24 protein-coding genes are annotated in these 26213 nt (G+C 61.2%); 11 read left to right on the plus strand and 13 right to left on the minus strand.

The window, feature by feature from the left end; genetic code table 11:
• Nucleotides 1-23: 23 nt before the first annotated feature.
• From BMZ70_RS05905 to cyoA, 9 genes are read right to left on the minus strand one after another with little or no spacing between them, the layout of a single operon-like run.
• Nucleotides 24-1172, minus strand: a complete 1149-nt coding sequence (locus BMZ70_RS05905) for a putative peptide maturation dehydrogenase (RefSeq protein WP_092271205.1) — start codon at nt 1170-1172, stop codon at nt 24-26.
• 42 nt (nt 1173-1214) lie between these two features.
• Nucleotides 1215-1796 carry a 2'-5' RNA ligase family protein gene (locus BMZ70_RS05910; RefSeq protein WP_092271208.1) on the minus strand — a complete coding sequence of 194 codons (582 nt, stop codon included), beginning with the start codon at nt 1794-1796 and terminating at the stop codon, nt 1215-1217.
• Nucleotides 1793-2335, minus strand: coding sequence for a response regulator transcription factor (locus BMZ70_RS05915; protein WP_092271211.1), 543 nt, complete (start codon nt 2333-2335; stop codon nt 1793-1795). The genes BMZ70_RS05910 and BMZ70_RS05915 overlap by 4 nt, the downstream gene beginning before the upstream one ends.
• Entirely contained in the window at nt 2332-3651 is a 1320-nt protein-coding gene (locus BMZ70_RS05920) for an ATP-binding protein (RefSeq protein WP_092271214.1), read from the minus strand. The genes BMZ70_RS05915 and BMZ70_RS05920 overlap by 4 nt, the downstream gene beginning before the upstream one ends.
• 25 nt (nt 3652-3676) lie before the next feature.
• Entirely contained in the window at nt 3677-4468 is a 792-nt protein-coding gene (locus BMZ70_RS05925) for an SURF1 family protein (RefSeq protein ID WP_092271217.1), read from the minus strand.
• Entirely contained in the window at nt 4465-4872 is a 408-nt protein-coding gene (cyoD, locus tag BMZ70_RS05930) for a cytochrome o ubiquinol oxidase subunit IV (protein WP_092271220.1), read from the minus strand. Before cyoD ends, BMZ70_RS05925 begins: the two co-directional genes overlap by 4 nt.
• A complete protein-coding gene (gene cyoC, locus BMZ70_RS05935) occupies nt 4869-5498 on the minus strand; it encodes a cytochrome o ubiquinol oxidase subunit III (RefSeq protein ID WP_092271222.1) in 630 nt (209 codons plus the stop codon). Before cyoC ends, cyoD begins: the two co-directional genes overlap by 4 nt.
• Entirely contained in the window at nt 5491-7497 is a 2007-nt protein-coding gene (cyoB, locus tag BMZ70_RS05940; protein WP_373922470.1) for a cytochrome o ubiquinol oxidase subunit I, read from the minus strand. The genes cyoC and cyoB overlap by 8 nt, the downstream gene beginning before the upstream one ends.
• Nucleotides 7494-8495 carry a ubiquinol oxidase subunit II gene (gene cyoA / locus BMZ70_RS05945; protein ID WP_092271224.1) on the minus strand — a complete coding sequence of 334 codons (1002 nt, stop codon included), beginning with the start codon at nt 8493-8495 and terminating at the stop codon, nt 7494-7496. The genes cyoB and cyoA overlap by 4 nt, the downstream gene beginning before the upstream one ends.
• A gap of 130 nt (nt 8496-8625) precedes the next feature.
• Between cyoA and BMZ70_RS05950 the strand changes: the two genes are divergently transcribed.
• The 10 genes from BMZ70_RS05950 to BMZ70_RS05990 all read left to right on the plus strand — a co-directional run bounded on the left by BMZ70_RS05950 (nt 8626) and on the right by BMZ70_RS05990 (nt 18545).
• Nucleotides 8626-9981: an MFS transporter gene (locus tag BMZ70_RS05950; RefSeq protein WP_092271225.1), complete on the plus strand. Its 1356-nt coding sequence runs from the start codon at nt 8626-8628 to the stop codon at nt 9979-9981.
• A 113-nt stretch (nt 9982-10094) separates the two neighbouring features.
• Nucleotides 10095-10493 carry a DUF6978 family protein gene (locus BMZ70_RS05955; protein ID WP_092271227.1) on the plus strand — a complete coding sequence of 133 codons (399 nt, stop codon included), beginning with the start codon at nt 10095-10097 and terminating at the stop codon, nt 10491-10493.
• A gap of 7 nt (nt 10494-10500) precedes the next feature.
• Nucleotides 10501-11283: a DUF1828 domain-containing protein gene (locus BMZ70_RS05960; protein ID WP_092271229.1), complete on the plus strand. Its 783-nt coding sequence runs from the start codon at nt 10501-10503 to the stop codon at nt 11281-11283.
• Between the two features lie 336 nt (nt 11284-11619).
• Entirely contained in the window at nt 11620-12114 is a 495-nt protein-coding gene (locus tag BMZ70_RS27905) for a hypothetical protein (RefSeq protein WP_130300890.1), read from the plus strand.
• Nucleotides 12115-12355: 241 nt separating this feature from the next.
• Entirely contained in the window at nt 12356-13867 is a 1512-nt protein-coding gene (locus tag BMZ70_RS05965) for a fatty acyl-CoA reductase (RefSeq protein WP_092271231.1), read from the plus strand.
• Between the two features lie 24 nt (nt 13868-13891).
• A complete protein-coding gene (locus BMZ70_RS05970; RefSeq protein WP_092271232.1) occupies nt 13892-15253 on the plus strand; it encodes a wax ester/triacylglycerol synthase family O-acyltransferase in 1362 nt (453 codons plus the stop codon).
• Nucleotides 15254-15371: 118 nt separating this feature from the next.
• A complete protein-coding gene (gene ppk2 / locus BMZ70_RS05975) occupies nt 15372-16217 on the plus strand; it encodes a polyphosphate kinase 2 (protein WP_373922512.1) in 846 nt (281 codons plus the stop codon).
• A 51-nt stretch (nt 16218-16268) separates the two neighbouring features.
• Nucleotides 16269-16640, plus strand: coding sequence for a VOC family protein (locus tag BMZ70_RS05980; RefSeq protein ID WP_092271234.1), 372 nt, complete (start codon nt 16269-16271; stop codon nt 16638-16640).
• A 10-nt stretch (nt 16641-16650) separates the two neighbouring features.
• On the plus strand, nt 16651-17028 hold the full coding sequence (locus BMZ70_RS05985) for a glyoxalase superfamily protein (protein ID WP_092271236.1): 378 nt from the start codon (nt 16651-16653) through the stop codon (nt 17026-17028).
• 11 nt (nt 17029-17039) lie between these two features.
• Nucleotides 17040-18545 (plus strand): serine hydrolase domain-containing protein, encoded by a 1506-nt coding sequence (locus BMZ70_RS05990; protein WP_092271238.1) that lies wholly within the window; start codon nt 17040-17042, stop codon nt 18543-18545.
• Here BMZ70_RS05990 and BMZ70_RS05995 read toward each other — a convergent pair.
• A complete protein-coding gene (locus tag BMZ70_RS05995; protein WP_092271240.1) occupies nt 18542-20866 on the minus strand; it encodes a GH92 family glycosyl hydrolase in 2325 nt (774 codons plus the stop codon). The genes BMZ70_RS05990 and BMZ70_RS05995 overlap by 4 nt on opposite strands.
• 73 nt (nt 20867-20939) lie before the next feature.
• Nucleotides 20940-21839, minus strand: coding sequence for a MurR/RpiR family transcriptional regulator (locus tag BMZ70_RS06000; RefSeq protein ID WP_092271242.1), 900 nt, complete (start codon nt 21837-21839; stop codon nt 20940-20942).
• Between the two features lie 148 nt (nt 21840-21987).
• On the opposite strand from BMZ70_RS06000, the gene BMZ70_RS06005 reads away from it, so the two are divergent.
• The gene (locus BMZ70_RS06005) at nt 21988-22242 is read left to right on the plus strand and encodes a FlxA-like family protein (RefSeq protein ID WP_165403519.1); all 255 of its coding nucleotides are present in this window, start codon (nt 21988-21990) and stop codon (nt 22240-22242) included.
• Here BMZ70_RS06005 and BMZ70_RS06010 read toward each other — a convergent pair.
• On the minus strand, nt 22220-23440 hold the full coding sequence (locus BMZ70_RS06010; RefSeq protein WP_307183503.1) for a cyanophycinase: 1221 nt from the start codon (nt 23438-23440) through the stop codon (nt 22220-22222). The two genes, BMZ70_RS06005 and BMZ70_RS06010, sit on opposite strands and share 23 nt — an antisense overlap.
• Before the next feature lie 60 nt (nt 23441-23500).
• The gene (locus BMZ70_RS06015; protein WP_229205312.1) at nt 23501-26209 is read right to left on the minus strand and encodes a TonB-dependent receptor; all 2709 of its coding nucleotides are present in this window, start codon (nt 26207-26209) and stop codon (nt 23501-23503) included.
• Between the last annotated feature and the right edge of the window lie 4 nt (nt 26210-26213).

The following is a 26213-nucleotide window of genomic DNA, read 5'->3' on the forward strand; positions in this document are numbered from 1 at the left end:
GGCCTCGCGAGGCCGGGTTTTTTTTACGGCTCGTAATGCAGCTCGACGGTATTTTGCGCGCCGGAGGCCGGGCCGCAGCCGCACACGGCGATCACCATGTCCTTGAGCGGATCGAGGCCGAGCGCGCGCTCAATATCGATTTCATTGACGGCGGCGGTGACGAAGGCCGGCATGCCGGCTTCGGTGGCGAGCAAATAGAAAGTCTGCGACAAATGGCCAGCGTCGAGCAATAGCGCGCGATAGGCCTTGGCGTGATTGCGGTACTTCCAGAAATTACGCTCCACGCGCGACACCAACACCACCAGCATCGGCGCGGGCTGGAACCAATCCTGGTCGGCCACCATGCGCAGCGCCAGCTCCTCGGTTTCAGAGGGCGCCATCTCAGCCAGCGGTTCCAGCGCGTGACGTACCGGTTGATAGTGATACAGGCCGGGTGCGATGCCCTCTATCCGCTGCGCCAGCACATACACCTCAGTGGGATGCAGGCCGCCGGCCGATGGCGCCAGCTTCTTCAATACGTAGGCGTCGGGCGCCATCTCCTTTTCGCCCTGTGAGCCGAAGGCGCGTTGCAGCAAGCGCGAAGCGGTCGCCAGCGGCACCACGGCGCTATGGTCGAAATTGCGGTTGGTATAGCGCTGGAATAGCGTGTCATCGAGCCGCGCGCGCTCCGGCTGTGGCAAGGCGATAGAGAGGCCATCGTTGCGGCGATCAACAGTGGGACCGGGCGGCGTACCGTAGTTATCGACCAGTTCTTCAAAACTGGGGAACTGCATGCCCTTGTCGACGCGCATGTCTGTCCAGCGGCTAAACATATGCAAGGCAGCGGACAACGGCCGCCAGTGCTGGGAGCGCAGCACCTCATCACGTTCGCGCAAGGCAGCGCTTTCAGGCGCGTCACTGAGCAGCAGGCCCTGTTTCAGCAGGCGCGCGATGACGGCAGCACCGAATTGCGATTCGCAAGTGGCGCGCTCCTGCCACAGCGTGAGACTGATGGCGCCCAGCGCTTGCACCTCGGCCGCATCGACGATCGCCTCCTCGCCGAGATGCGGCGCCAGCGCGACCCACTGTATCGTCGCGCCGATGGCGCCCTGCCCGGCAAACAGCGCGGCCCAGTCCACATCCAGATCCTCGCGCGGCTCCACGAACAGCACAGCACAACGCCTGATTAGCATGATGCCTCCGATAGAAATCGACAGCATCTAAACTAACATACTTCAGAATGTCCAGCGAGCCAGGATGTTGTAGGGGCGGCCTTGGCCGATGTGGCTGTGCAGAAGCACGAACTCGCGCACAGTCCACTCGACTGGCGCCACGCTTTGCGGCGTCGCTGCCACGTCGTCGTACAGCAGCGTGACGTGCGGCGTGTAGCTGGCCGTGTTGCGCAGGCCCGAAGTCTTCAGCAGCGCGCCGGACAGGTTTTTGTAGAAGCCTGTGAGGCCGACCACGCCCTCACCGCCCGTCAGTACCAGCGGGCGATGGCGCGGGCCGGTGATGAAGGTCTGCGCGGTATCGAAGCTGACTTTGAACGGCAGTGTGCTATCGGCCACCAGCGCGGCGGCGCGCGAGGCGGTTTTGATCAGCGCATCCGGCATGCCGGGGAAGTCGCCCAACACGCACAAGGTCGCGTGCAGTTTGGCGTCGTCGACAGGCTTACCGCTCATGCCATGCTGCGCCTTGAGTTCCGGCGTCAGCGCGCGAATGGCGCTAATCGCTTGCGGGTCCGGCATGACGGCGAAGAACAGCCGGTCGGTGTTCTTCGCCGGTGGCTCAAAGTCGAATAAAGATGCCTGGCTCATTTGACACGCTGCTTTTCAAGTTTGCGCGCCAGCGTGCGGCGGTGCATGCCAAGCCGGCGCGCCGCTTCGGAGATGTTGAAGTCCGTCTCCGCCAGCACGGCGTGGATGTGCTCCCACTCCAGCGTCTTCACCGAAGTGGCGCGCGTGGTCAGCTCAAGCTCGGCGGCGCCAGCCACATGCTCGAACGCGGCTTCGATATCGTCGGTGTTGGACGGCTTGGCCAGATACTGGCAGGCGCCCAGTTTGATCGCCTCCACCGCCGTGTTGATGCTGGCGAAACCGGTCAGCACCACGATCAGCATTTCCTCGTCATGCTCGTGCAGCATCTGCACGCAGGCCAGGCCGGACGAGTTGCCTTTCAGTTTCAAGTCCACCACGGCGTAACCCGGCGAATTGTCGACCAGCAGCGCGCTGGCTTCATCCACGTTCTCCGCCAGCAGCACTTTGTAGCCGCGACGTTCGAAAGAACGCCCCAAGGTACGGGCGAACGCCGCATCATCCTCCACCAACAGCAGTACTCGTTCTTCTTCTGTCGTCATTGTTGTTCCGATTCGATTTCAATGGCGGACATCGGCAGCGTCAGACGCACCAACGCCCCGCCCTGCGGCAAATTGGTCGCCTCGACTTCGCCGCCCAGCGTGCGCGCCACGTTCACCACCAAAAACAGTCCCAGCCCGCCGCCGGGACGGCCTTTGCTGGAATTGTATGGTTTGCCGAACTGCGCCAGGATGGTCGGGTCGAAGCCCGCGCCTTTGTCGGTCACTTGCAGCACCAGTGTATCGCCTTCCACGCTGGTCTCCATGCGCAGCCACGCAGGCGACGCTTCCAGCGCATTATCCAGCACATTGCAGATCATCTGCTTGAGCGTTGAATCGGACACCACCGGATGGTCCGGCACGATACGGTTTTTAAACTCAAATTCCACCACCGGACGGCCGACACGCCACTCCGCCACCACTTCCTCAAGGAAGGTGTTGATGGTGGTGGCCGCCGACGATTCGCCGCGCGTTTCGCCGGCCGACAGCAGGATGCCGCTGACGATGGATTTGCAGCGCTTGAGCTGCGTCTGCATTTCGCTGATTTCTTCCAGCAGTTCCGGATTGCCTTTGAATTCGGGCATACGCTTCCAGTCGCCAAGGATCACGGCCAGCGTCGCCAGCGGCGTCCCCAGTTCATGCGCCGCGCCGGAGGCCAGAAGGCCCATGCGCACGATGTGTTCTTCCTCTGCCGCCCGCTGGCGCAAGTCCGCCAGCTTGGCCGCGCTGCTGCGCATGTTCTGCGTGATCCGCGTGATGAACACCACCAGCAGCGCCGCATCGAGAATGAAGCAGATCAGCATGCCCTGCACATACAGGCTGAAGATGCCCAGCGCGTGATCCTGCGGCAGCGGCAGCGGTTCCGAGAACAGCGCCAGCCCGGCGATACACATGCCGGTGACGATCACGATGGTCCAGGTCGACCACGTTTCGAGCAGCACCGCGCCCAGAATCACGTGCAGCAGGTACAGGAACACGAACGGATTGGTGGCGCCGCCGCTCAGGTAGAGCTGCGCCGTCAGGCTGGCAACGTCCACGGTCAGCGCCAGCAGCAGTTCGCTGTTGGACACCACCTGGTTTTCTTGCCAGCGCAGGATGCTGGCGACGTTGAACGCGATCAGGCACGCCAGCACGTTCAGCATGGCCGGCATCGGCAGCTGCACGCCCAGCAAAATGGAAGCGGTGGCGATGGTGGTGATCTGCCCCACCACCGCGATCCAGCGCAGCTGGATCAGCTGCTGCATGTTCTTGTGGCCCGCCGCCGAGGTGATGGTGTTGGCGGAAGCATTCACCGCCGCCAGTGGCTCTATCACCGGCATGCCCGGCCGGCCACGATCATAAGGATTAGGATTTTTGTTTGCGCGCATCTCGGATTACCCAGACTACCGCAGCGGCCACCATCAGGGCCAGTGCGTACCAGGTGATAGCATAAACCAAGTGGTTGTTGACGAAGGAAATAACCGTCAATCCGCCTGTCGGCTGCACGCCCGCCACCGGACCGGCGGCCAGCGCCGACTGCGCATCGGCGTCAACGAAATACGGCGCAACCGGCGCATTGCCGAGGCCACGCGCGGCAGCAATCGCCTGTACGTCCCGCGTGTACCAGTAGTTCCGCGCAGGCTCATTGGCGCGCAAGCGCCCTGCCTTCTCGCTCAGGCGCAGCAGACCGTTGAAGGTGACGGTGGGACCGGCAGCCGCAGCGCAGGCATCCGCCGCAGCCGCAGGCGGCGCTGGCTGTGGCTTCCAGCCGCCGAGGCCCGCCTCAATGAAGCCACGGTTAATCATCACGATGCCATCGGCCGTGCACAGCGGCGTCACCACCCAGTAGCCGATGCCGCGTTCCAGCGACGCCAGCACCTGCGTGGTCGAACCGTCGAGCAGCACGCCGCTCAGTTGCACACGGCGATAGTCGTCCGCTTCGGGGCTCAAAGCCGGCCACTGCGCGCGCAACGGCGCCGGTACCGGTGCGCCATGCACGCGCTGGTCCACGCGCTCGATCAGCGCCAGTTTCCACTGCAACCTGAAGACTTGCCACGTCCCTAAAGCAAAAAACCCTGCAAACATCACCCCGGCCACGAGGGCCAGGATGACGCGCAGGGCGCGGGGACGTTGGCGCTTAATCGCGCCCGTCATCATTGCATGTCTTGCATGTTGTGAACATCGTTGCCCATCGAAGGCATCATGTTCTTGTTCATGTGGTACATGACCCAGATCGAACCGGACAGTACGATGAACAGCAGCACAACAGTGAACACGGTAGCCAGCATCGACCAGCCGCCTTCAGCCTTGCCGTTCATGTGCAGGAAGTAGACCATGTGGACGATGACCTGAACCGCAGCGAACGCCAGCACCACGATAGCGGTGGTGCTCGATTTTTCGAACTGGTGGGTCATCACCAGCCAGAACGGGATCGCGGTCAGGATTACGGACAGGATGAAACCGATCGCGTAGTCCTTCAGGCTGCCGTGGTGGCCGTCATCGCCATGACCGTGATCGTCGTGGCCGTGGCCGTGGTGGTCGTGGTTATGTGGTGCGCTCATGGCAGGACTCCCATCAGGTAGACAAAGGTGAAGACGCCGATCCAGATCACGTCCAGGAAGTGCCAGAACATCGACAGGCACATCAGGCGGCGGTTGTTTTCATGGGTCAAGCCGTGCTTGGCCAGCTGGAAGCACAGGGTCACCAGCCACACGGTACCGAAGGTCACGTGCAGGCCGTGGGTGCCGACCAGGGCGAAGAACGAGCTCAGGAACGCGCTGCGCTGCGGACCCGCGCCTTCGTGGATCAGGTGCAGGAACTCATACACCTCGAGGTACAGGAAGCACAGGCCGAACGCGCCGGTCACCACCAGCCACGAAATGGTGGCTTTCAGGTTCTTGCGCTGCGAGGCGATCATGGCGAAGCCGTAGGTGATCGACGACAGCAGCAGGAAGCCCGTGTTCAGGGCCACCAGCGGCAGGTCGAACAACTCGGCGCCCGACGGGCCGCCCGCATAGCTGCGGCCCAGGACTGCGTAAGCGGCGAACAGGCCGGCGAACAGCAGGCAGTCGCTCATCAGGTAGATCCAGAAGCCCAGCAGGGTGCCGTTTTCCGGATGATGGTCACGCACGTAGTAACGCGCGCTTGGGTCGGCGCTCACGGCGCCGTTAGCGTTAATTTCAGACATGGCTTTCCAGCAAACGAGTATGCGCTTCTTCGGAACGAGTTACTTCATCAGCTTTGATGTAGTAGTCGCGCTTGTAGTTAAAGGTGTGGATGATGATCGCCGCCAGCATCGCCACGAAGGACAGTGCCGCAGGGATCCACATCTGCCATACCATCGCGAAACCGAAGGCGAACGTCAGGGCCGAGATGATGAAGCCGGCGCCGGTGTTCTTCGGCATGTGGATGTCCACGAAGCCTTTCAGCGGACGCTGATAGTGGTTGGCCTTCATGTCGGCCCAGCTATCGCTGTCGTGCACCACCGGGGTGAACGCGAAGTTGTAGTCTGGCGGTGGCGACGAGGTGGCCCACTCCAGGGTGCGGCCATCCCACGGGTCGCCGCTGACGTCGCGCAGTTTGGCGCGGTCTTTCCAGCTGATCGCGATCTGCAGGATGAAGGCGCCGATACCGCCGGCGATAATCACAGCACCCAGTGCGGCGATCACGAAGTAGATCTGCAGCGATGGATCATCGAAGTGGTTCATACGGCGGGTAACGCCCATGAAGCCCATGATGTACAGCGGGGTGAACGCAACCCAGAAGCCCACCAGCCAGCACCAGAACGATACCTTGCCCCAGAATTCGTTCAGCTTGAAGCCGAAGGCTTTCGGGAACCAGTAGTTGATACCGGCGAACACGCCGAACACCACGCCGCCGATGATCACGTTGTGGAAGTGGGCGATCAGGAACAGCGAGTTGTGCAGCACGAAGTCGGCAGGTGGAACAGCCAGCATCACGCCGGTCATACCGCCGATCACGAAGGTCAGCATGAAGCCCACGGTCCACATCATCGGCACGGTGAAGCGGATACGGCCTTTGTACATGGTGAACAGCCAGTTGAAGATCTTCGCGCCGGTCGGGATCGAGATAATCATGGTGGTGATACCGAAGAACGAGTTCACACTCGCGCCGGAACCCATCGTGAAGAAGTGGTGCAGCCATACCAGGTAGGACAGCACGGTGATCACGACGGTCGCATACACCATCGAGGTGTAGCCGAACAGACGCTTGCTGGAGAAGGTCGAAACGATCTCCGAGAACACGCCGAACACTGGCAGGATCAGGATGTACACCTCTGGGTGGCCCCAGATCCAGATCAGGTTCACGTACAGCATCGGGTTACCACCGAGTTCGGTGGTGAAGAAGTTGAAGCCAGCCACACGGTCCAGCGACAGCAGCACCAGGGTGATGGTCAGGATCGGGAAGGTCGCGACGATCAGGGCGTTGGTGCACAGGGCGGTCCAGGTGAAGACAGGCATCTTCATCATCGACATGCCAGGCGCGCGCATCTTGACGATGGTGGCGATCAGGTTGACCCCGGATAGCGTTGTCCCCACACCGGCCACCTGCAGCGACCAGATGTAATAGTCGACCCCGACATCAGGCGACGCAGCGATGCCCGACAGCGGCGGGAACGCCAGCCAGCCGGTCTTGCCGAATTCACCGACGAACAGCGATACCATCGTCAGCATGGCGCCGAAGGTGGTCATCCAGAACGAGAAGTTGTTCAGGAACGGGAACGACACGTCGCGCGCGCCGATCTGCAGCGGCACCACGTAGTTCATCAGGCCGGTCACGAACGGCATGGCCACGAAGAAAATCATGATCGTGCCGTGGGCGGTGAACACCTGGTCGTAGTGGTGCGGCGGCAGGAAGCCAGGGTTATCGCCGAAAGCGATAGCCTGCTGTGCGCGCATCATCAGTGCATCGGCGAAGCCGCGCAGCAGCATGATGATACCAAGCACCATGTACATGATGCCGATTTTCTTGTGGTCGATGGAGGTGATCCAGTCGCGCCACAGCGGGCCCCACAGGCGGAATTTAAACATGGCAGCCAGCAGCGCGAGGCCGCCGATCGCCACCATAGCGAAGGTGCCGATCAGGATAGGCTCGTGGTAAGGAATTGCTTCCAGCGACAGCCGTCCAAAGATCAGACTGGTGAGATTCAGATCAGACATGGTCATTCTTTACGGGTAGGTTGAGCAGTAGTGGCGGCGACGTTGGTCGGCTCGCACACTTCTTCTGGCAGTTTCTTGATGGCTGCCGCTGCCTTGATGCGCGTTGCATCCTGGTGCATCTGGGTGTTGATGCAGGTGCTGCCTTCAGCCACGCAACGGTTCAGGATCAGGTCGTACATGCCCTTGTCCACGCTACCGAAATGCATGATCGGGTGCTTGATGGTCGGCTTGTCCAGGGCCAGGAACTCGGCGCGGGTCAGCGCGCTGGTGCTGGTCTTGGTCTTGGCGACCCAGGCGTCGAAGTCGGCTTGCGACACGCCGTGGTATTTGAACTTCATGTCCGAGAAGCCGGCACCGCTGTAGTTGGCCGAGAAGCCGTCGTACACGCCTACCTTGTTCATTACCGCGTTCAGCTGCGTTTCCATGCTAGGCATGGTGTAGACCATACCGGCCAGCGCAGGGATGTAGAACGCATTCATCACCGAGGTCGAGGTCATGTGGAAGCGCACTGGCACGTCGATCGGGGTGACCAGTTCGTTCACGGTAGCGATGCCCTGCTCTGGATAGATGAACATCCACTTCCAGTCCATCGACACCACTTGCACTTCCAGCGGCTTGACGCCAGCGGCGATCGGACGGTTTTCGTCGATGCGGCTCAGCGGACGGTATGGGTCCAGCAAGTGGGTGTAGATCCAGGTGATCAGGCCCAGCACGATGATGATCAGCAGCGGAGCGCCCCAGATCAGCAGTTCGAGCTTGGTGGAGTGGTCCCAGTCCGGCTTGTATTCGGCGGCGGTATTCGACTTGCGATAGCGCCATGCGAACCAGCAGATCAGGAACATGACAGGAACGATAATCAACAGCATCAGCAGTGTTGACACAACGACAAGGTGTGCCTGCTGCGCTGCGATATCCCCAGACGGATTGAGCACGACCGTGTCGCAGCCAGCGAGCCACATTAACGGTGCGAGGAGCAATCCACGACGAACGATAGGAGGAATCATGCGGTAATGTACGTTACAGATTGTTGGGATCATGCTACTGTACTTACTAAGGACCGTTCTTGCCATTGGACACTTTGTCCTACCCGCCTGGACAGCCCTTGTAATAACAACTAACACGAGACAAGAGACTATGGCTAACACGACTTCTATCAGTGACGTCCATGCAGCTGGCGTCCACGAACATCATCAAACGAGCCCTGGCGCACGCAGCATCAATGCCAGGGATGGACATATCTCTCCTGGGGAAATCGCAATTGGCGTGGTGATCGGGCGCGCCTCCGAGTATTTCGACTTCTTTGTCTACGCCATTGCCTCGGCCTTGGTGTTCCCGTCCGTATTCTTCCCGTACGAAAGCCGACTTGACGGAACACTATACGCTTTTGCGATTTTTGCGCTGGCCTTTATTGCACGACCGATTGGAACTGTCGCATTTATGGCAGTCCAGCATCGTTTCACGCGGGAAGCCAAGCTCACACTGGCATTGATGGTGATGGGCGTGTCCACCGCCGGCATCGCCTTCCTGCCGGATTACGCCTCGCTCGGTACCTGGTCGATTGTCTTGTTGTCCATCTTGCGTATTGGGCAAGGTATTGCCCAGGGCGGCTCGTGGGACGGCCTGCCGTCGCTGCTGGCGCTGAATGCGCCCGAGCACAAGCGCGGCTGGTATGCCATGCTGGGCCAGCTGGGCGCGCCGATCGGCTTCGTCATCGCGGCCGGCCTGTTCGCCTACATGCTGAGCACGCTGAGTTCGCTGGACTTCCTCGACTGGGGCTGGCGCTTCCCGTTCTACGTGGCGTTTGCCATCAACGTAGTGGCCCTGTTTGCCCGCCTGCGCCTGGTGACCACGCATGAATACTCGCACCTGCTGGACGAGCACCAGCTCGATCCAGTTCCGGTGGGCGAGCTGATGCAATCGCAGTCGCGCAACGTCATCATCGGCGCACTGGCTGCGCTGGCCAGCTATGCCCTGTTCCACCTGGTGACCGTGTTCCCGCTGTCGTGGATCACCCTCACCTCGCAGCGTTCGCTGGCAGGCTTCCTGCAGGTGCAGATGGTGGGCGTGGCCCTGATGGCGGTCGGCATCATCGTCTCCGGCTATGTGGCGGACCGCTTCGGCCGCCGCCGCACGCTGGGTACGCTGGCGACCATGATCGGTATCTTCAGCCTGTTCGTGCCGTTCCTGATCGACGGCGGCGAGCACGGCCAGGACGCCTTCATCCTGATCGGCTTCTCGCTGCTGGGCCTGTCGTACGGCCAGGCTGCGGGCGCGGTGACCTCCAACTTCCCGCAGAAGTATCGCTACACCGGCGCCGCCCTGACTTCGGACGTAGCGTGGCTGGTGGGCGCGGGCTTCGCGCCGCTGGTGGCCCTGGGCGTGTCGTCGCACTTTGGTTTGGCGTATGCGGGCTTGTACCTGCTGTCGGGTGCTGTCAGCTCGCTGGCCGCCCTGAGCATCAACCGGGCATGGAGCATCCGCGACAATTAATTGCGCCTTTAGCAGCAAAATAACAACACTGGCCGCCACATGCGGCCAGTGTTGTTTTGAGTATTTACCAACGTTGCTGCGGAGCAGCAACCCTGAAGCGGAAAGCGTCGAAAATGGACCCGGCAAGCCTGACCGATGAAATCATCAACAGTCTCCTGACCTGCGAAAAAGTCATCCGCAATAAGCGCGCCAAACAGACACCCAAGGCAAAACACAAAGAACAGAACCTTGACGTGCAAAGCGCCGACGGCAGTCAGAGCTTCACGCTGATTACCAGGCAGAGTACGATGGTGGCCGACAGCTATTCATGTGGACTACTTTGGCACGCCACAGCATCCCACAAAGTTATGCTGATCCGCTATAACGGTTCAGATCACGAACACAGCAATCCCATTGAAGGCACTCTCTTCGACGCCTCCTGCCACATACATCTGGCCACCGCTTACTGGCTGACTGCAATATTAGCTGGACGGAGCCGTCTGCTAACGTCAATGATGCGCAAACCAATCTGAGTTTCTGATGAGCGACAAAATTGAAGACTTGGAAGCTGAGCTCTGCGCCGCCCTGTGCGCCAAGGTAACACTCAAGCAACGGCCAAGTGGAGATATTGTAATTAGGACTCCGTTTGCCTTTCCCGACGGCGATCGCTTCTCCATTTATCTCAAGCGACTGCCAAGCGGCGGCTTCCGGCTGAGCGACAAAGGGGCGACGTTTATGCATCTGAGCTACGAACATGACATTTCGAAGCTCGCAGAAGGCACTCGCAACAAAGTATTCCAGCAAATCCTGTCTGAAATGGGCATCGCAGACGATGAAGGCGACTTAAATCTGGAAATCCCGGCCACCAATCTCGCAACAGGGATTTTCCAATTCGGCCAAGCCCTGACTAAAATTCATGATCTCACTTTCCTGAACCGGATACAGGTTGAGAGTACATTTTATGAAGACCTGAGTACGCACCTAAGCAATATTGCGGGTTACGATGCAATCACCCGCGACTTCATTGCCACGGGCGTTCCGAATGCTGATGAGTACACCGCCGACTTCTGTGTGGCGGGCGGCAAAAAGCCCGTGCTAATATGGGGCGTCCCTAATCAAACAAAAGCGCGTCTAGCAACCATCGTCATGCAGCACTTGCAAAAACATGGTTTCGCATTCCGCAGCCTGGTTGTTTATGCGGATATGACAATCATTCCACGTGCCGACGTATCGCGCCTCACCACTGCTGCCAACGACCAAATCCCTTCGCTAGCCGAACGGGAAGCCTTGCGCACAAAATTGCATGACGCGCTGCAAAACTGAGTAATTCCCAGCATAAGCTTCCATGTTTGTGAAAATGTGTGAGCTTTTCTTTCTCTTAATTCGCTATTCTCTCGGGCTACCATAAGAGTTAAAACTAAAAAGCGAAAATGATTAAACGGCACTTTATGCAAGGCAGCACGGGTTGGTCAAAGAATTGCAGGCACGTTTCCCTGGGTTGGACAACAGAGCGTTGGCGGAGGCTTCTGGTTGCTGTACCAACGCCTACTTTCTTCTTTGGTCTAAAGAATCGCTGGGATAGACTGCAGTCGGCCATAACCGGCCATTCGACAGAAATTCCAAAAAAATTTGGGTTTGATGAGAAGGAACCATGAGCGAATGAAATTGAGATTTTTAATTTATTTCAGTATTCTGGTATCCTGCGTGGCCAAGGCTGATTGGTCTCAGCCTTCTGTCGCTTATAAGTGTTCGCCTGAGGAGAAGCTATTTTCACTTCGCGGAGTTGTTCGCGCTAATGACGAAGATTCTATTCCCATATTGCCCGGGTATAGATTAATATCTGATGAAAAATCAACAGACCTTAATTGCCAGATAGGGGTGAATTTTGTCGAGGCTAAAATAGAAGTTATCCCGGTTCGGCAAGATGGAATGTGTCCTGAGAATGCTTTTTACTATATTCAAGAAATAAAATTGAATGATAGGAAAATAATGGGAATTGAATCTTTCAATTTGCTTTGCTCGTCAAATCCCTTCCTGTATAAATTTGATTTGTCTTTTTCTGGAGACATCGTTAATTCCCAAGTTTGCACGGGAACATGGGATTGGGGGAACGAGTATGAGGATAGTGAATGCAAAACTACGGAAATTAAATAGCTCTGATCGTCTGCAACGGGGCGGGAACGGACTAAGAGCACCAGTCCCGCCAGCTCTTGTGTCGCCCCCTCCTTCTTTCGTTGTACAAATGCCGCAGGCGCCCACCCTCGGCGCCATCGGAGATGACTCCCCACGCCATGCGTTTGGCTCCGCAAGCCAGTGCAAAGTAGCTAGTTACTTAACGGTTTCGCTCTAAGATCGGTTCATTGCAGTTCTGACACCGTTCGTTTCTGAGAAACCTATGACACCAGCATTGAATGTGCACGCGGCACTCTCGGGGAAGCGCATCCTGATTACCGGCAGCACCGGCTTCCTCGCCAAAGTGGTGCTGGAAAAACTGATTCGCAGCGTGCCCGATATCGGCCGCATCGTGCTGCTGATACGCGGCGGCCGTAACGGCGCCGACGCCCGGACCCGCTTTGAACGCGACATCGCCACCTCCTCCATCTTCGACCGCCTGCGCGCCGAGCGCCCTGCTTTCCTGGCCGAGTTCTTCGCCGAGAAGATCGAATGCGTCACCGGCGAGGTGACGGAACCGGGCTTCGGTATGCCGATTACCGCCTTCAACGCGCTGGCACGCCGAATCGACCTGATTATCAACGCCGCCGCCAGCGTCAACTTCCGCGAGGCGCTCGATGAAGCGCTGGCCATCAACGCCCTCAGTGTGCAGAACATCACCGAACTGGCGCGCGCTGGCAATGCACCGCTGATCCAGGTGTCGACCTGCTATGTCAACGGCTATAACCGTGGCCAGATGGTCGAACAAAATGTGACGCCGGCACGCGCCGCCATCCCGCGCCACGCCGACGGCCATTATGATTTGTACGCGCTGTTGCAGCACCTGAAACACCGCATCGCCATGCTGCGCGCCGAGGTACATGAGCCGGACGAACTGGCACGCCGCCTGACAGAGCTGGGTATCAAGGAAGCCAATTACCACGGCTGGAACGACACCTACACCTTCACCAAGTGGATGGGCGAACAGCTGGCGATGGCCGCCATGCGCGGCCGCTCGCTGACCATCGTGCGCCCATCCATCATCGAGAGCACGCTCGCCGAACCGGCGCCCGGCTGGATCGAAGGCGTGAAGGTGGCCGACGCTATCATCCTCGCCTACGCACGCGGCAAGACCAACTTCTTCCCGGCCAAGCCGAAGCAGGTGGTGGATATCGTGCCAGCCGACCTGGTGGCCAACAGCGTCATCCTGGCTGCGGCCGAAGCGCTGCTGTCCGCGCCGGCCATGCGCATCTATCAGGCTTGCACCGGCGCCACCAACCCCATCACCGTCGGCCGCGTGATCGATCTGATTAAGGGCGAGTCGCAGCGCAACTGGCGCCAGTACGAGCGCCTGTTCTACAACGAACCGAAACACGACTTCCGCGTGGTCAGCCGCCCGCTATTCCTGCTGATGCTGCGCGCCATGCGCATCGGCGCCACCAGCTGGAGCGCGGTGCGCAAGCTGCTCGGCGCGGGCGAGTCGCCGAAGCTCGAAGCGCTGCGCACCACCCAGTTGCTGGCCCTGACCTTCTCGTTCTACACCGCGCCGCGCTACGTATTCCGGAGCGACCGCCTGCAAGCGCTGGCCCAGCGTTTCAGCAGTGAGGACCGCGCACGCTACAACGTGGACACTGCCGCCATCGACTGGCAGGACTACCTGTGCCGCATCCACATGACTGGCCTGAACCGTTATGCCCTGCGCCCGCGCGCACCGAAGCCCGTAGAAGAAGTATCCGCAGCACCTATAACTATATAAAAGCAGCACCAGGAGACAGCACGAATGAGCAAAGCCCACGCAGCACCGGCGGTAATGACGCGACGCGACCATGCATGGCATCGCATGGATACGGAAAAGAATCTGATGGTCATCAACAGTATCCTGCTGTTCGAAGGCCGGGTCGACATGGAGCGGCTGGTATCGACTATCGCCCACCGGCTGCCCAACTATCCGCGCTTCACGCAGAAAGTGGTACGCCTGCGCGGCCGTCCGCACTGGGTGGAGGACGACCAGTTCGACATCACCCGCCACGTTGAGCTGGAGCGCATGGAGCACGACCTGCCGCACACAGGGCTGCACGAACACCTGACTCGCCTCGCCCACCTGCCACTGGAACGCGACCGCCCGATGTGGCACATGACGGTGCTGGACCGCGTCAACGGCGGCCACGCCATCGTGTTCCGCGTCCACCACTGCATTACCGACGGCCTCGGACTTGTGCACGTGTTGAACCATCTCACCGACGACAACGGCCTGCATGGCAAGACGCCTTCGCCGGTCGGTCATCCACACCGCGCGGTGGCGCATAACAAGGTCTGTTCGGCGGTGGTGCGCGGTCTGTCATGGCTAAAGATCGCTGCCCACGTGGCGCGCCTGTCCATCCTGTGGCCCGATGCGCACAGCCAGTTCAAAGCCCCGATGACCGGCGCCAAGCAGCTGGTGTGGCTGCCGCCGCTGGAAATGGAGCGCGTACGCGCCATGTCGAAACGCGTGGGCGTTACGCTCAACGATGTATGGGTCGCCGCCGTCTCCGGCGCGCTGCGCACTTACCTGAGCGAACGCGGACAGCGCCCCGATGGTCGCGCTCTTCGCGCCGCCGTCACCTTCAACCTGCGCGAGAAGGCCAACGCTTTCCAGCTAGGGAACGAGTTCGGACTGGTGGCGGTCGACCTGCCGACCAACGAGGACAATCCGGCCGAACGTCTGCGCCTGTCCAGCAGCCGCATGACTGCGATCAAGCGCTCGCACCAGCCGCGCGCCACGATGGCCTTCCTTTCCATCGCCGGCTGCCTGCCGACCGCCTTGCAGCACTTCGCACTAAACCTGTTCACATCCAAAGGCTCGGTGGTACTGACCAATATCGAAGGCCCCGCCAGCCGTCGCTACCTGGCCGGCTCGCGCCTGACCGACCTGATTTGCTGGGTGCCGCAAGCGGGCAAGCTGGGGGTGGGCCTGGCCTTCATCTCCTACGCCGGGCAGATCCAGCTGGCGCTGTTCGTGGACACCGACCTGGTGCCAGACCCGGACCGCCTGATGCAGCTGACCTACGATGCCTTCGAAGAACTGGAACTGGCGACGCAGGACGTGGAAGCACCGCAGCCGGCCGAACCGGCCTTGCCGGGCATGGTCATCGGCGCGTCATAATCGGCACGTATGCTGCTCCCCATTGCAAAATGAGGAGCAGTGCGTGAACCTGAACGAGCACGATTTACTGGACCGCGTCCAGCGCGAGCTGACCGACAGCTATGACGAGGAGCTGGAAATGGAGCTCGAAGACCGCGAGATAGACCCGCACACCAAGCAGGTGGTCGAACGCGAACGCAGCGCCGAAGCCAAGGAAGAGCGCCGCCTCTACTTCCGCGAACTATTCCGCCTGCAGGCGGAGCTGGTCAAGCTGCAGGACTGGGTGGTCCACACCGGCCACAAGGTCGTCATCATCTTCGAAGGCCGCGACGCCGCCGGCAAGGGTGGTGTCATTAAGCGCATCGTGCAGCGACTGAATCCGCGCGTATGCCGCGTGGCCGCCCTGCCCGCACCGAACAATCGCGAACGCACGCAGTGGTACTTCCAGCGCTACGTCTCGCATCTACCGGCCGCCGGCGAAATCGTATTGTTCGATCGCAGCTGGTACAACCGCGCTGGCGTCGAGCGCGTGATGGGCTTTTGCACCGACGAACAGTACGAGGAGTTCTTCCAGACCGTGCCGGAATTTGAGCGCATGCTGGCGCGCTCCGGCATCCAGGTGATCAAATACTGGTTCTCGATTTCCGACGAAGAGCAGAACGCGCGCTTCCTCGGCCGCATCCACGATCCGCTCAAGCAGTGGAAACTGAGCCCGATGGACCTGGAATCGCGCCGCCGCTGGGAAGAATACACGCGCGCCAAGGAGGTGATGCTGGAACGGACCCACATCGCGGAAGCGCCGTGGTGGGTGGTGCAAGGCGTGGACAAGAAGAAGGCCCGTTTGAACTGCATCCACCACCTGCTGGGCCAAATGCCGTATGAAGAGGTAAGTCATCCGGCGATCGAACTGCCGGAGCGCGAATACCATGACGACTATGTGCGCCGCCCGGTGCCGCCTGAGATCATCGTGCCCGAGGTGTACTGAGCGCGGGTGGTGTGCTAGAGTTGTCTGATTCCTAAGTGGCAGGAGGTCATCATGCAACTCGGCGCATTTTCCATCAGCCTGGCGGTCAAAGACTTGGCCGCGTCACGGGCGTTTTATGAGAAGCTCGGCTTCACCCAGTTCGGCGGCAATGCTGGCCAGAACTGGCTGATCATGAAGAACGGCGATCACGTGATCGGCCTGTTCCAGGGCATGTTCGAGAAGAATATGCTGACCTTCAATCCCGGCTGGGACCAGAATGCGCTGGCGCTCGACGGTTTTACCGACATCCGCGAAATCCAGCGCCAGCTCAAGGCGCAAGGCGTGGCACTGGAGATGGAAGCCGACGATACCACCACAGGTCCGGCCAGCTTCATCGCCATCGACCCGGATGGCAATCCGGTTTTGTTCGACCAACACCTGTAAAGGACGCGCCATGAGCCTGGGCACCGTCACACCTATCCTGCGCATCTTCGATGAAGCGATGGCGCTTGAATTCTATGTCGAATTCCTCGGCTTCAAAGTCGACTGGGAGCATCGCTTCGAGGATGGCATGCCACTCTACATGCAGGTATCCAAAGACGGCTGCCTGCTGCACTTGTCCGGCCACTTCGGCGATTGTTCGCCCGGAGCAGCCATCCGCATCGCCGCCACCGATGTCGATGCCTATCAAGCGGAACTCATCGCCAAACAATACAAGCACGCCCGCGCCGGCGTGAAGGAAGTGCCGTGGGGCGGCCGCGAAATGTCGATCAAAGACCCAGCCGGCAACAACCTCACCTTCTACAACCGCGAGCCTGAGATCTCCGCTTGAAGGATCTATCAATGCCAAGCCTGAAACGTGTCACCCTGCTGTGCATCACCGCACTGGCGATGCCGCTGCACGCCATCGCCGACGACAAGAGCGATGCGGCGCTCTTCGACAAGGTGGACGCCATCTTTGCCGACTATGCGCTCGACCAGCATATCCCCGGACTGGTCTACGGAATCGTGGCCGATGGACGGCTGGTCTATGTGCGCGGCATGGGCGTGCAAGACCTCGAATCGCACCGGCCGGTCACGCCGGACTCGCTGTTCCGCATCGCCTCGATGAGCAAGGCCTTCACCGCGCTGACGGTGCTGAAGCTGCGCGACGACGGCAAGCTGCGCCTCGATGCGCTGGCTGAAAGCTATGTGCCGGAGCTGAAAAACTGGAAGTCCCCAACCGAGGACGCACCGCGCATCCGCGTGCGCGACCTGCTCAACCACACCGCCGGCCTGGTGACCGATGATCCGTGGGGCGACCGCCAGACACCGCTGCCCGAAGCCGATTTCACACAACTGCTGCGCACCGGCGTGCCATTCAGCCATGCACCCGGCGTGACGATGGAATACTCCAACCTTGGTTACGCCATCCTTGGCCGCATCATCGGCAACGTCTCGGGCCGACCGTATGCGGACACCATCTCGTCCATGCTGATGCAGCCGCTGGGCATGTCGTCCACCGGCTATATGGCCGACGCCGCGCCGCGCGAACGCCGCGCCCAAGGCTACCACTGGGCCGACAACAAATGGACGCAAGTGCAGACGATGGCGCACGGCGCGTTCGGCGCAATGGGCGGTGTGCAAACCAGCGCCGTGGATTACGCCAAATGGATGGCCTACCTGCTGGCCGCGTGGCCCGCGCGCGACGGCGCGGACGCCGGCCCGGTCAAGCGCGCCACGGTACGGGAACTTGCGCATGGCTCCAACTTCCCCGCGCTGCGCCAGCGCTTCGGCCACACCGGTGCGGACAGCTGCCGCCAGGCGTCCACCTACGGCATGGGCTTGATCGCCGCCACCGATTGCGAATTGGGCCTGACACTGAGCCACGGCGGCGGTTATCCCGGTTATGGATCGCACGTCCTGCTGCTGCCGGATTACGGCGTCGGCGTGTTCGCATTCACCAACCGCAGTTATTCCGGTTCATCGGCTGCGGTATGGGATGCTGCGATGGTGTTGAGCCGTGGCGGCTACCTGAAAGCGCGCAGCCTCACGGCGGGACCGGAGCTGGCGGCCGCATACACGGCGGCTGGTTCGATTTACCAAAAAGGCGATGTGAGCGTCGCCAGCGGCCAACTGGCCATGAACTTCCTGCTCGACCGCGACGCAGCGGGCTGGCGCCGCGACCTCGAACAATTGAAAGCCGCCGTCGGCGACTGCGATACCTCGGCGCCGCTGAACCCCAGCGGCCCGTTGGCCGGCGGCTTTACGTGGCGCTGCGCGCGCGGCCGGGTGAGCGGCTCGGTGCTGCTCGCACCGACCACACCGCCCACCATCCAGACTTTGACGCTACAACCGAAGCCGCCTTAGTAAGCCGTCTGGGTGTAAGGGCGTGCAGTGAGGCCTTTGCCCCATTCGGTGTTCGGCTGGCTGGACATGGTGAATACCAGCTCGCCGCCCGCCGTGATCTGGTCGTGGCGCAGGTAGGTTTGCGCCAGCGGCTTGCCGTTCAGCGTGATGCCCGCCACGTACACATTGTCCTTGCTCAGGCCCGGCGCGCGGATCGTGAACTGCTTGCCGTTCGGGAGATTCAGCACCGCTTTATCGAGGAACGGACGGCCGATCACATACTCATTGCTGCCCGGCGCCACCGGGTAGAAGCCCAGCGCGGTGAAGGCCAGCCACGCCGACATCTGCCCCAGATCGTCATTACCCGACAGGCCTGCCGGCGTGGTGTTGTACTGCGTCGCCACCACTTGCGTCAGGCGCTTCTGCGTCTTCCACGGCGCGCCTGCATAGTTGTACAGGTAAGCCACATGGTGCGATGGCTCGTTACCGTGCGCGTAGTGGCCGATCAGGCCAGAGATGTCTTCCATGTGCGCGTACACATTGTCGTCCACCTTGGCGTCGAACACCTGATCGATTTTGCTCTGCAGGCCGGCATCGCCGCCCAGCATCTTGATCAGGCCTGCGTTATCGTGCGGCATATACCACGAGTACTGCCACGCGCTGCCCTCGGTGTAATCGCTGCCGAAGTTGGACTGCACCGGATTGAACGGCTCGCGGAAGGTGCCGTCCGATTTCTTCGCGCGCAGGAATCCGGTCTTCACGTCGAAGGAGTTGCGGTAGTTCTGGGCGCGCTTGTAATAACGGGCGGCGATATCCTTCTTGCCCATCTTCTCCGCCATACGCGCGATGGTCCAGTCGTCGAACGCATATTCCACCGTCTTGGACGCCGCTTCCGGCTCAAGGTCGATCGGCACGTAGCCCAGCTTCATGTAGTGCTGCAAACCGCCATACGGGCCGTACTCCGCGCTGCTGGTCATGGCCTTCAATGCCTCTTCCGCATCGAAGCCTTTCAGGCCCTTCATGTAGGCGTCGGCGATGACCGGCACCGCGTGGTAGCCGATCATGCACCAGGTCTCTTGCCCGTGGAAAGCCCACACCGGCAATATGCCGTACGCGCTATGCTTCTGCGACTCGACCAGCGAACGCACGAAGTCCACATTGCGCTGCTCCGGCTGGATCAGCGTCAGCAGAGGATGCAGCGCGCGATAGGTGTCCCACAGCGAGAAGGTGGAGTGGTAGCGGAAGCCCGACGCCTGATGTACCTCGTTGTCCGGGCCACGATAGCGGCCGTCGCGGTCCATGAACAGGCTAGGCGCCAGCATGCTGTGATACAGCGCCGTGTACACCATCTTGCGCATCTCCGGCTCGGCCTCGATGGCAACGGAGCCCAGCGCCTCATTCCATGCAGCAGACGCCTTGGCGCGCTCCGCATCGAAGTCCCAGCCCGGCATCTCGGCCAGATTGGCGATCGCGCCCTCCTCGCTCACGCCCGATATCGCAACCTTGACTTGCAGCTGGCCGTCCGCAGGCACGCCGAATTCCAGCGCGCCGACCAGCGCCTTGCCCTCCACCAGCACCTTGTCGGCCGGCCCGGCGAAGCCTTTGTATTCAACATCGCGCTCCATATTGCGCAGTGTGCGCTCCTTCAATGGATGCGAGAACTGGATTGCGAAGTACAGCTGACGCCCTGCCGCCCAGCCGCGCGTCTCGCGCATGCCTGTGATCAGGGTGTTGTCGCGCACGCGCAGGCGTGACCACAGATTCTTGGCTGCGTAATCGTAGATGCTTGAACGCAGATCCAGCATGACCTTGGCCTCGGCGCCCTTGGCGTAGCGGTAGCGATGCAGGCCCACGCGCTCGCTGGCGGTCAACTCGACATCGACCTCGTTATCGGACAAGCGCACCTTGTAGTAGCCAGGCTCCGCGCGTTCTTCCTTGTGGCTGAAGCGCGAACGATAGCCGCTGAACGGCCGCTCGGGATAGCCCGGCTCCCACTTGGTCTCGGCGCTGTATGGCATCAGCAGCACGTCGCCCAGATCGGAGTGGCCGCTGCCGGAGAAATGGGTATGCGAGAAACCGAGGATGCTGTCGTCGTCGTAGCGATAGCCGGCCGCCCACGGATAGCTCTGGCGGAACGGCCGCACCTGCGTATCGGGGCTGAGCTGCACCATGCCGAACGGGCGGGTCGCGCCCGGGAAGGTATGGCCGTCGCCGCCGGTGCCGATGAAGACATCGACCGCCGCAGCAGGCGTGGTTTGGGCGGTGGCGAGCGCCGGAAGGGCCAGGGAATGCGCCAGGGCCAGCGCGATAACGCCAGCCGGGAGGAAGGTAGTCGTTTTCATCCTGACGTTATAGCGCCGGCTTCGGCGACGGTCAATACGAAAACCAAATATGGCCCCGAGTTTAGTAAATCCGCTAAACAGTCCCGCCGACCATGTACTCGCCGATGACCTCACTGAGCCGCACCGCCTTGCGCACATTCGCCTTGTTGGACACCATCAGCGCCACTACCAGCGCTTCAATCACCGACACCGCCGCCACCATACTGCTCGGCAGCACGCCATGTGCGGCACTGGCGTACAGCACGTGGTCGGACAGCGACACCATCGGCGCCGACGGATTGTCGGTAATTGCCACCACGGTGGCACGCTGGCTGCGCGCGAACTGCGCCAGCCGCATCACATCGCTCGAATAGCGCGGGAAAGAGAACACCACCAGCACATCGCCGCGACGCAGGTGCACCAGCTGCCCGGCCGCGACTTCGGTGCCGCCGGCCGCCGCCATCTCCACCACGTGCTGACAGAATGGCTGCAGGTGCAGCGTCAGCATGGCGGCGAGGCTGGACGACATGCCGAGTCCCAGCACATACACCGTGCGCGCCCCGCTGACTTTGCGCGCCACTGCATCCAGCACCTGCGGCGAATGCGCGCCCTGCGTGGCAGCCAGGTTGCTGCGTGCGTACTCCATGCTCGCCTCGCCCGCCGATTGGGACACCTTGCGGCGCGCGATCGAAGTGCGCAGCTTTTCCACCGGCTGCATGGCGGTGTGCAGGGTTTCGGCCAGCGCGCTGCGCATCGCGCCGTAGCTGTTAAAACCGATATCGCGCGCAAAACGGCTGATGGTGGCGGTCGATACCTTGCAGCCTTCGGCCATTTCCTCGATCTTGAGCGCGGTGCCGCGCATCGGATTGCGCATCAGGTAATCCGCGATGCTGCGGTGGGAGGCGGAACCCTCGGCGCGCACGCCCGCCAGCACCTTGCCCAGCGCCGAATGGACGAATGCGACGTCCGCCGGAATCGTATTACCTGCCGTCATACTGCTCTCGATTTTTAAAAAGATGTAAGGATACGTACATTTCCGGCAACTGGGAACTTAGTATTTACCCGTAAGCGGCCGCCTTACCAGAATATACACAGCCGTTTGGGGGTACATCATGGCCTTATTAGTGGAGCCCAGTGCGCACGTGAGCGACATGGGAGCGCAAGGTCAGATCAATTCGATTCTTTCGCAGATCAAGGGTCTGCGCAAACAATTGACTGTCTTGCAAAAACAGCTGCGCGAATCGACTGACCCGATGGAGCAAACACTCCTGATGAAGCAAATCATGGATCTGCAACGCCTGATCGACATGCAGGAGCAGCAGATCGCCAATATTCAGCAGGCCGAGAAACGCAAGCAGGAGCAGCGCGACAAGATCAACGGTACCAAGGCCGCGTGATCTGCAGCGGACGCACGTCCAGACGCAGGTTCAGGATGGTGTAGGCTTCCGCCGTCGCCGATTCATAACCGACGCTGCCGGCGTCGCGGGTCAGCTTGAACTCGAATCCCAGCCCATCCTGCGCCTCGCCCGGCGGCGCGGTGGCGATGCCGATGGCTTCACTGCGGGCGTTGTTAATCAGGCGCTCCATCATCACCAGCACCATGTTGTGGCCCAGGATGTCGGCCGTGTACACCTGCTCATTGAGGAAAGGCTGTGCAGGATCCAGCTTGCCGTCGGCCTTGTCGGCGGATGGCGTGTACTGGCCGGTGACCAGGTTATAGCGGTCGCCGCGATCGAGGTAGCTGATGCGGGCGTTGGTCAGGTTGAATTCCTTGATGTCGCCATTGGTCTTGGCCTGGCGCAGATCCAGCAGCAACGCGCCCTGGTAGCCGATGATTTCCACCTCGCGTTTGGCGTTGATCACCATCGCGGTGTTTTCATCGATGCCCAGTCCCAGCTTGTAATTCTTCTTCAGCATGGCCGGCAACATGCGCGCGAAGCGGCCGCGTGCCAACAGGTGCTGGTCGACAAACAGGTCGGTGCCGACGAAGCCCAATCCCGGCGCCAGTTCGCGGCCGTCATTGACGCCGGCGGCCAGGGTCCCGAGCACCGTCTTGGCATCGTAGTACATGGTGCTGCTCATGATGGCGGCACCGGCGCTGCTGCCGCCGATCACGCCGCCCTTGTTGTACACATCCCAGATGGCTTGCAGCACGGCGGTGCGTGTGCCGTCCGGACGCACCAGCGCCTTGGTGATGTAGCTTTGGTCGCCGCCTGAGAAGTAGACGCCACCGGCTTCGCGGATAGCACGCGCCAGCGCTGGGTCTTCGGCTGCGGCCTTGTAATCGGTATTTTTGAGGCGGATCGACACCGGCACCACGAAGGCGGATGCACCGTATTTGCCCAGCGTGGCGGCGATGTTGGCGCCCGAACGCTCAGGATTGCCGGCCGCGCTGGGCATCACCGCGATGCGTGCGCCCTTGCCCCCGGCCAGCTGCACCAGCTTTTCCCAGATGATGGTGTTATCGGCGCGGATCGCACCGCCGGCGATGAGCAGGTTGCCCTGCGGCGGCGCATCGGCCGCGTGTGAAACCTGTATGGATAATGCCATCAACGATACGCACATCAGGCGCACCGCTTTCACCCAAATCGTCATACGCTATTCCCTGTCTAAAGAAAGAGAAACAGGGCTTGCGCCCCGTTCCCCGGTCCTGCCTTATTTGAACGCGTAGCTTACGCTGATGAAGGCGCTGCGTCCACGCGGATCCGTATAGGTAGGATCATACCCTGCCAGGAAATAATACGCCTGGTTCGAGTACGGCGGCGCGGTGTCGCCCAGATTCAGCACGCCGGCGCGCAGCTTGACCTGCTTGCTGATCGCCCAGCTGCCGCTCAAGTCCCACAGTGAGTAAGGCTTGACGCGGCGCGACGGCAGCAGCGCGTCGGCCACCGGGTCGTAGGTCGTATTCTGGTCGGTGTAGCCGGACGAGAACTGGTTCGACAGCGTCAGGTTGTACGCGCCGAGATCCCAGCCGAAGCTGATGCGATGGCGCCATTTCTGGATCACCTGGTCGTTCAGGAACAGGCCAAGGTTGCTGCGCACCGGCTCCAGTGGGCCGAACTGGCGGTCGTACTTCAGCACCAGCGTGCCGGTGGCGTTGACCGAGAAGCGGCCGGCGGCGCTGTTGGCGGTTTTGTAATCCACGCCCAGATCCAGGCCGGAAGTATTCAGCTTGCCCTGGTTTTCCTTCTGCAGAATGATGTTGGTGATGAAGCCATCGCCGTCACGTTCGATGTATTTTCCGTCGTACTTGGCGGCGTTGTCGACGATGATTTGTTCGCCCAGGGTGCTGATCACGTCCTTCTTGCGGATGTCCCAGTAATCCACGGTCAGGTTCAGGCCCGGCGCGGCCTCCAGCGCAACGCCCAGCGAGAACTGGCGCGACTTCTCCGGTTTCAGGTGCGGGTTCGAACGGCGCTCCACCGGCCATTGATCGGTACAGCCGTCGATGCTGTCGAGGCCATTCTTCACGCATTCCGGATCGGTCAGGAAGCTCGATGCGCTGCCGTAGGTGGTCGGGCGCTTCAGGTCCGACAGCGACGGTGCGCGGAAGCCGGTGCCGGCCGAACCGCGCAGCACCAGCTGCCTGGCTGGCTGCCAGCGCACGCCGAGTTTCGGATTCACGGTCGAACCGACTTCGGTGTAATGGTCGTAGCGCAGCGCCGCCTGCAGTTCCAGCTGCTTGCTGATCGGCGCATTGATTTCGCTGTAGACCGAGGCCACGGTGCGGCCGTCGTCGGTCGCCACCAGGTCGGTGGTGGAGCCGGCGGTGAGGCCGGTATCGCGGTCGCCGGCGATATTATTCGACAGCAGCAGCGCCGAAGGCGTGAAGGTGCTGCGCTCGCGGCGCGCTTCGGCGCCAATGGCCAGACCGAGGTCGCCCCCTTCCAGCGTCGCCAGAGAGGTCGATACCTTGCCGTCGATGGCGGTCGAGGTCCCCTTGGACTTGCGCGCTTCGTCGTTGACCTTGATGCTGTTGATCAGGTCCTGGCCAGCCTTGCTCGATGGCCCGAACGGATTAACCAGGCCCGAACGCACGGCGGCGTCGAACTTATCGAACAGCACATAGCCGTTGACGTATTTATCGACAGCCTTGTTCTCAGCGCGCGACAGGCCCAGGTCATAATCCCAACCGGCCACGGTGCCGGTGGCGCCCAGCACCAGCCGCTGCGCGTCGCTGGTGACCTGATTGGTGCGGTTGCCCGCTTCCGTCATACGGTAGCGGATGCCGCTGAAGGTGGCCGGCAGACCCGGTGCGCTAAGCGCCGTTCGGTATTTTTCCGGCAGCAGGCTGACAGGCAGATTGCGGATGCGCTGCGGATTCGGGCTCAATACATAGTCGCTCTTCGCTTCCGACTGCACCAGTTCGAGGAAGATCTGGTGATCGGCGCTGGCCTGGAACGTGGCGCGGCCGATGAAACCGATCTTGCTGGCCTTCGGATAAATCTCGGTGTCTTCCATGTAGTCGTAGCTGCACCCCAGCTTGCCGCCCGGGCCCTTGGGCGCGTAGACCGTGGCCGGCGGCGCGCAATCCGGCGCGCTTGGGTTGATGCGGTTGGCGGTGGAACCGGCAGGCAGCACACCGGCGGCAATCAGCGCCGCGCGCTGGGCGCTGTTGATGTCTATATTGGCCGGGTAGGTATTGCTGGACATGAGCGCCGGCAGGTTGGCCGCCAGTGGACGCTCCTGGATAAAGTCGCGCTGGCTGGAACGCAACGAGTCGAGCTTCTGCACATCCAGCACGCCGAACAGATTGAAACGGTCTTCCTGCAGCTTGCCGAAACCGCCCGCGATGCTGGCGGTGCGTTTGCCCGCGCCGCCTTCCTGCGTGCCGGCCGCCGAAGCATTCAGTTCGACGCCGGTGTAGTCCTTGCGGGTGATGAAGTTGATCACGCCGCCGATGGCGTCCGTGCCGTAGATGGCGGAGGCGCCGTCCTTCAGCACTTCCACGCGCTGGATCGCGCCGGCCGGGATGTTATTCAGATCGACGCCCGAGTTGTCGCCTGGCGAAGCGAAGTTGGCGAGGCGGCGGCCGTTCAGCAGCACCAGCGTGGACGATACGCCGATGCCGCGCAGGTTGGCGCCGTTGAAGCCGCGCTGGCCCGAGGTGCCGTCGGTGATGCTGGCGCCGTCCGACAGCGGCGCGGTGTTGGCGCTGATATTCTTCAGCAGTTCGGCGGCCGTGGTCACGCCGCTTTTGTCTATGTCTTCACGTCCAATGATCTGCACCGGCAGCGCGGTTTCGGCATCGATGCGCTTGATCGACGAGCCGGTAATTTCCACGCGCTGGATCTTTTGCTCTTCCTGGGCATGGACCGGCAGCGCCACCGCCGCCGATACGCCCACTGCGAGCTTCAATGCCAATTTT

The organism is Duganella sp. CF402 (assembly GCF_900109645.1).
Classification (GTDB): Bacteria; Pseudomonadota; Gammaproteobacteria; order Burkholderiales; family Burkholderiaceae_D; genus Rugamonas.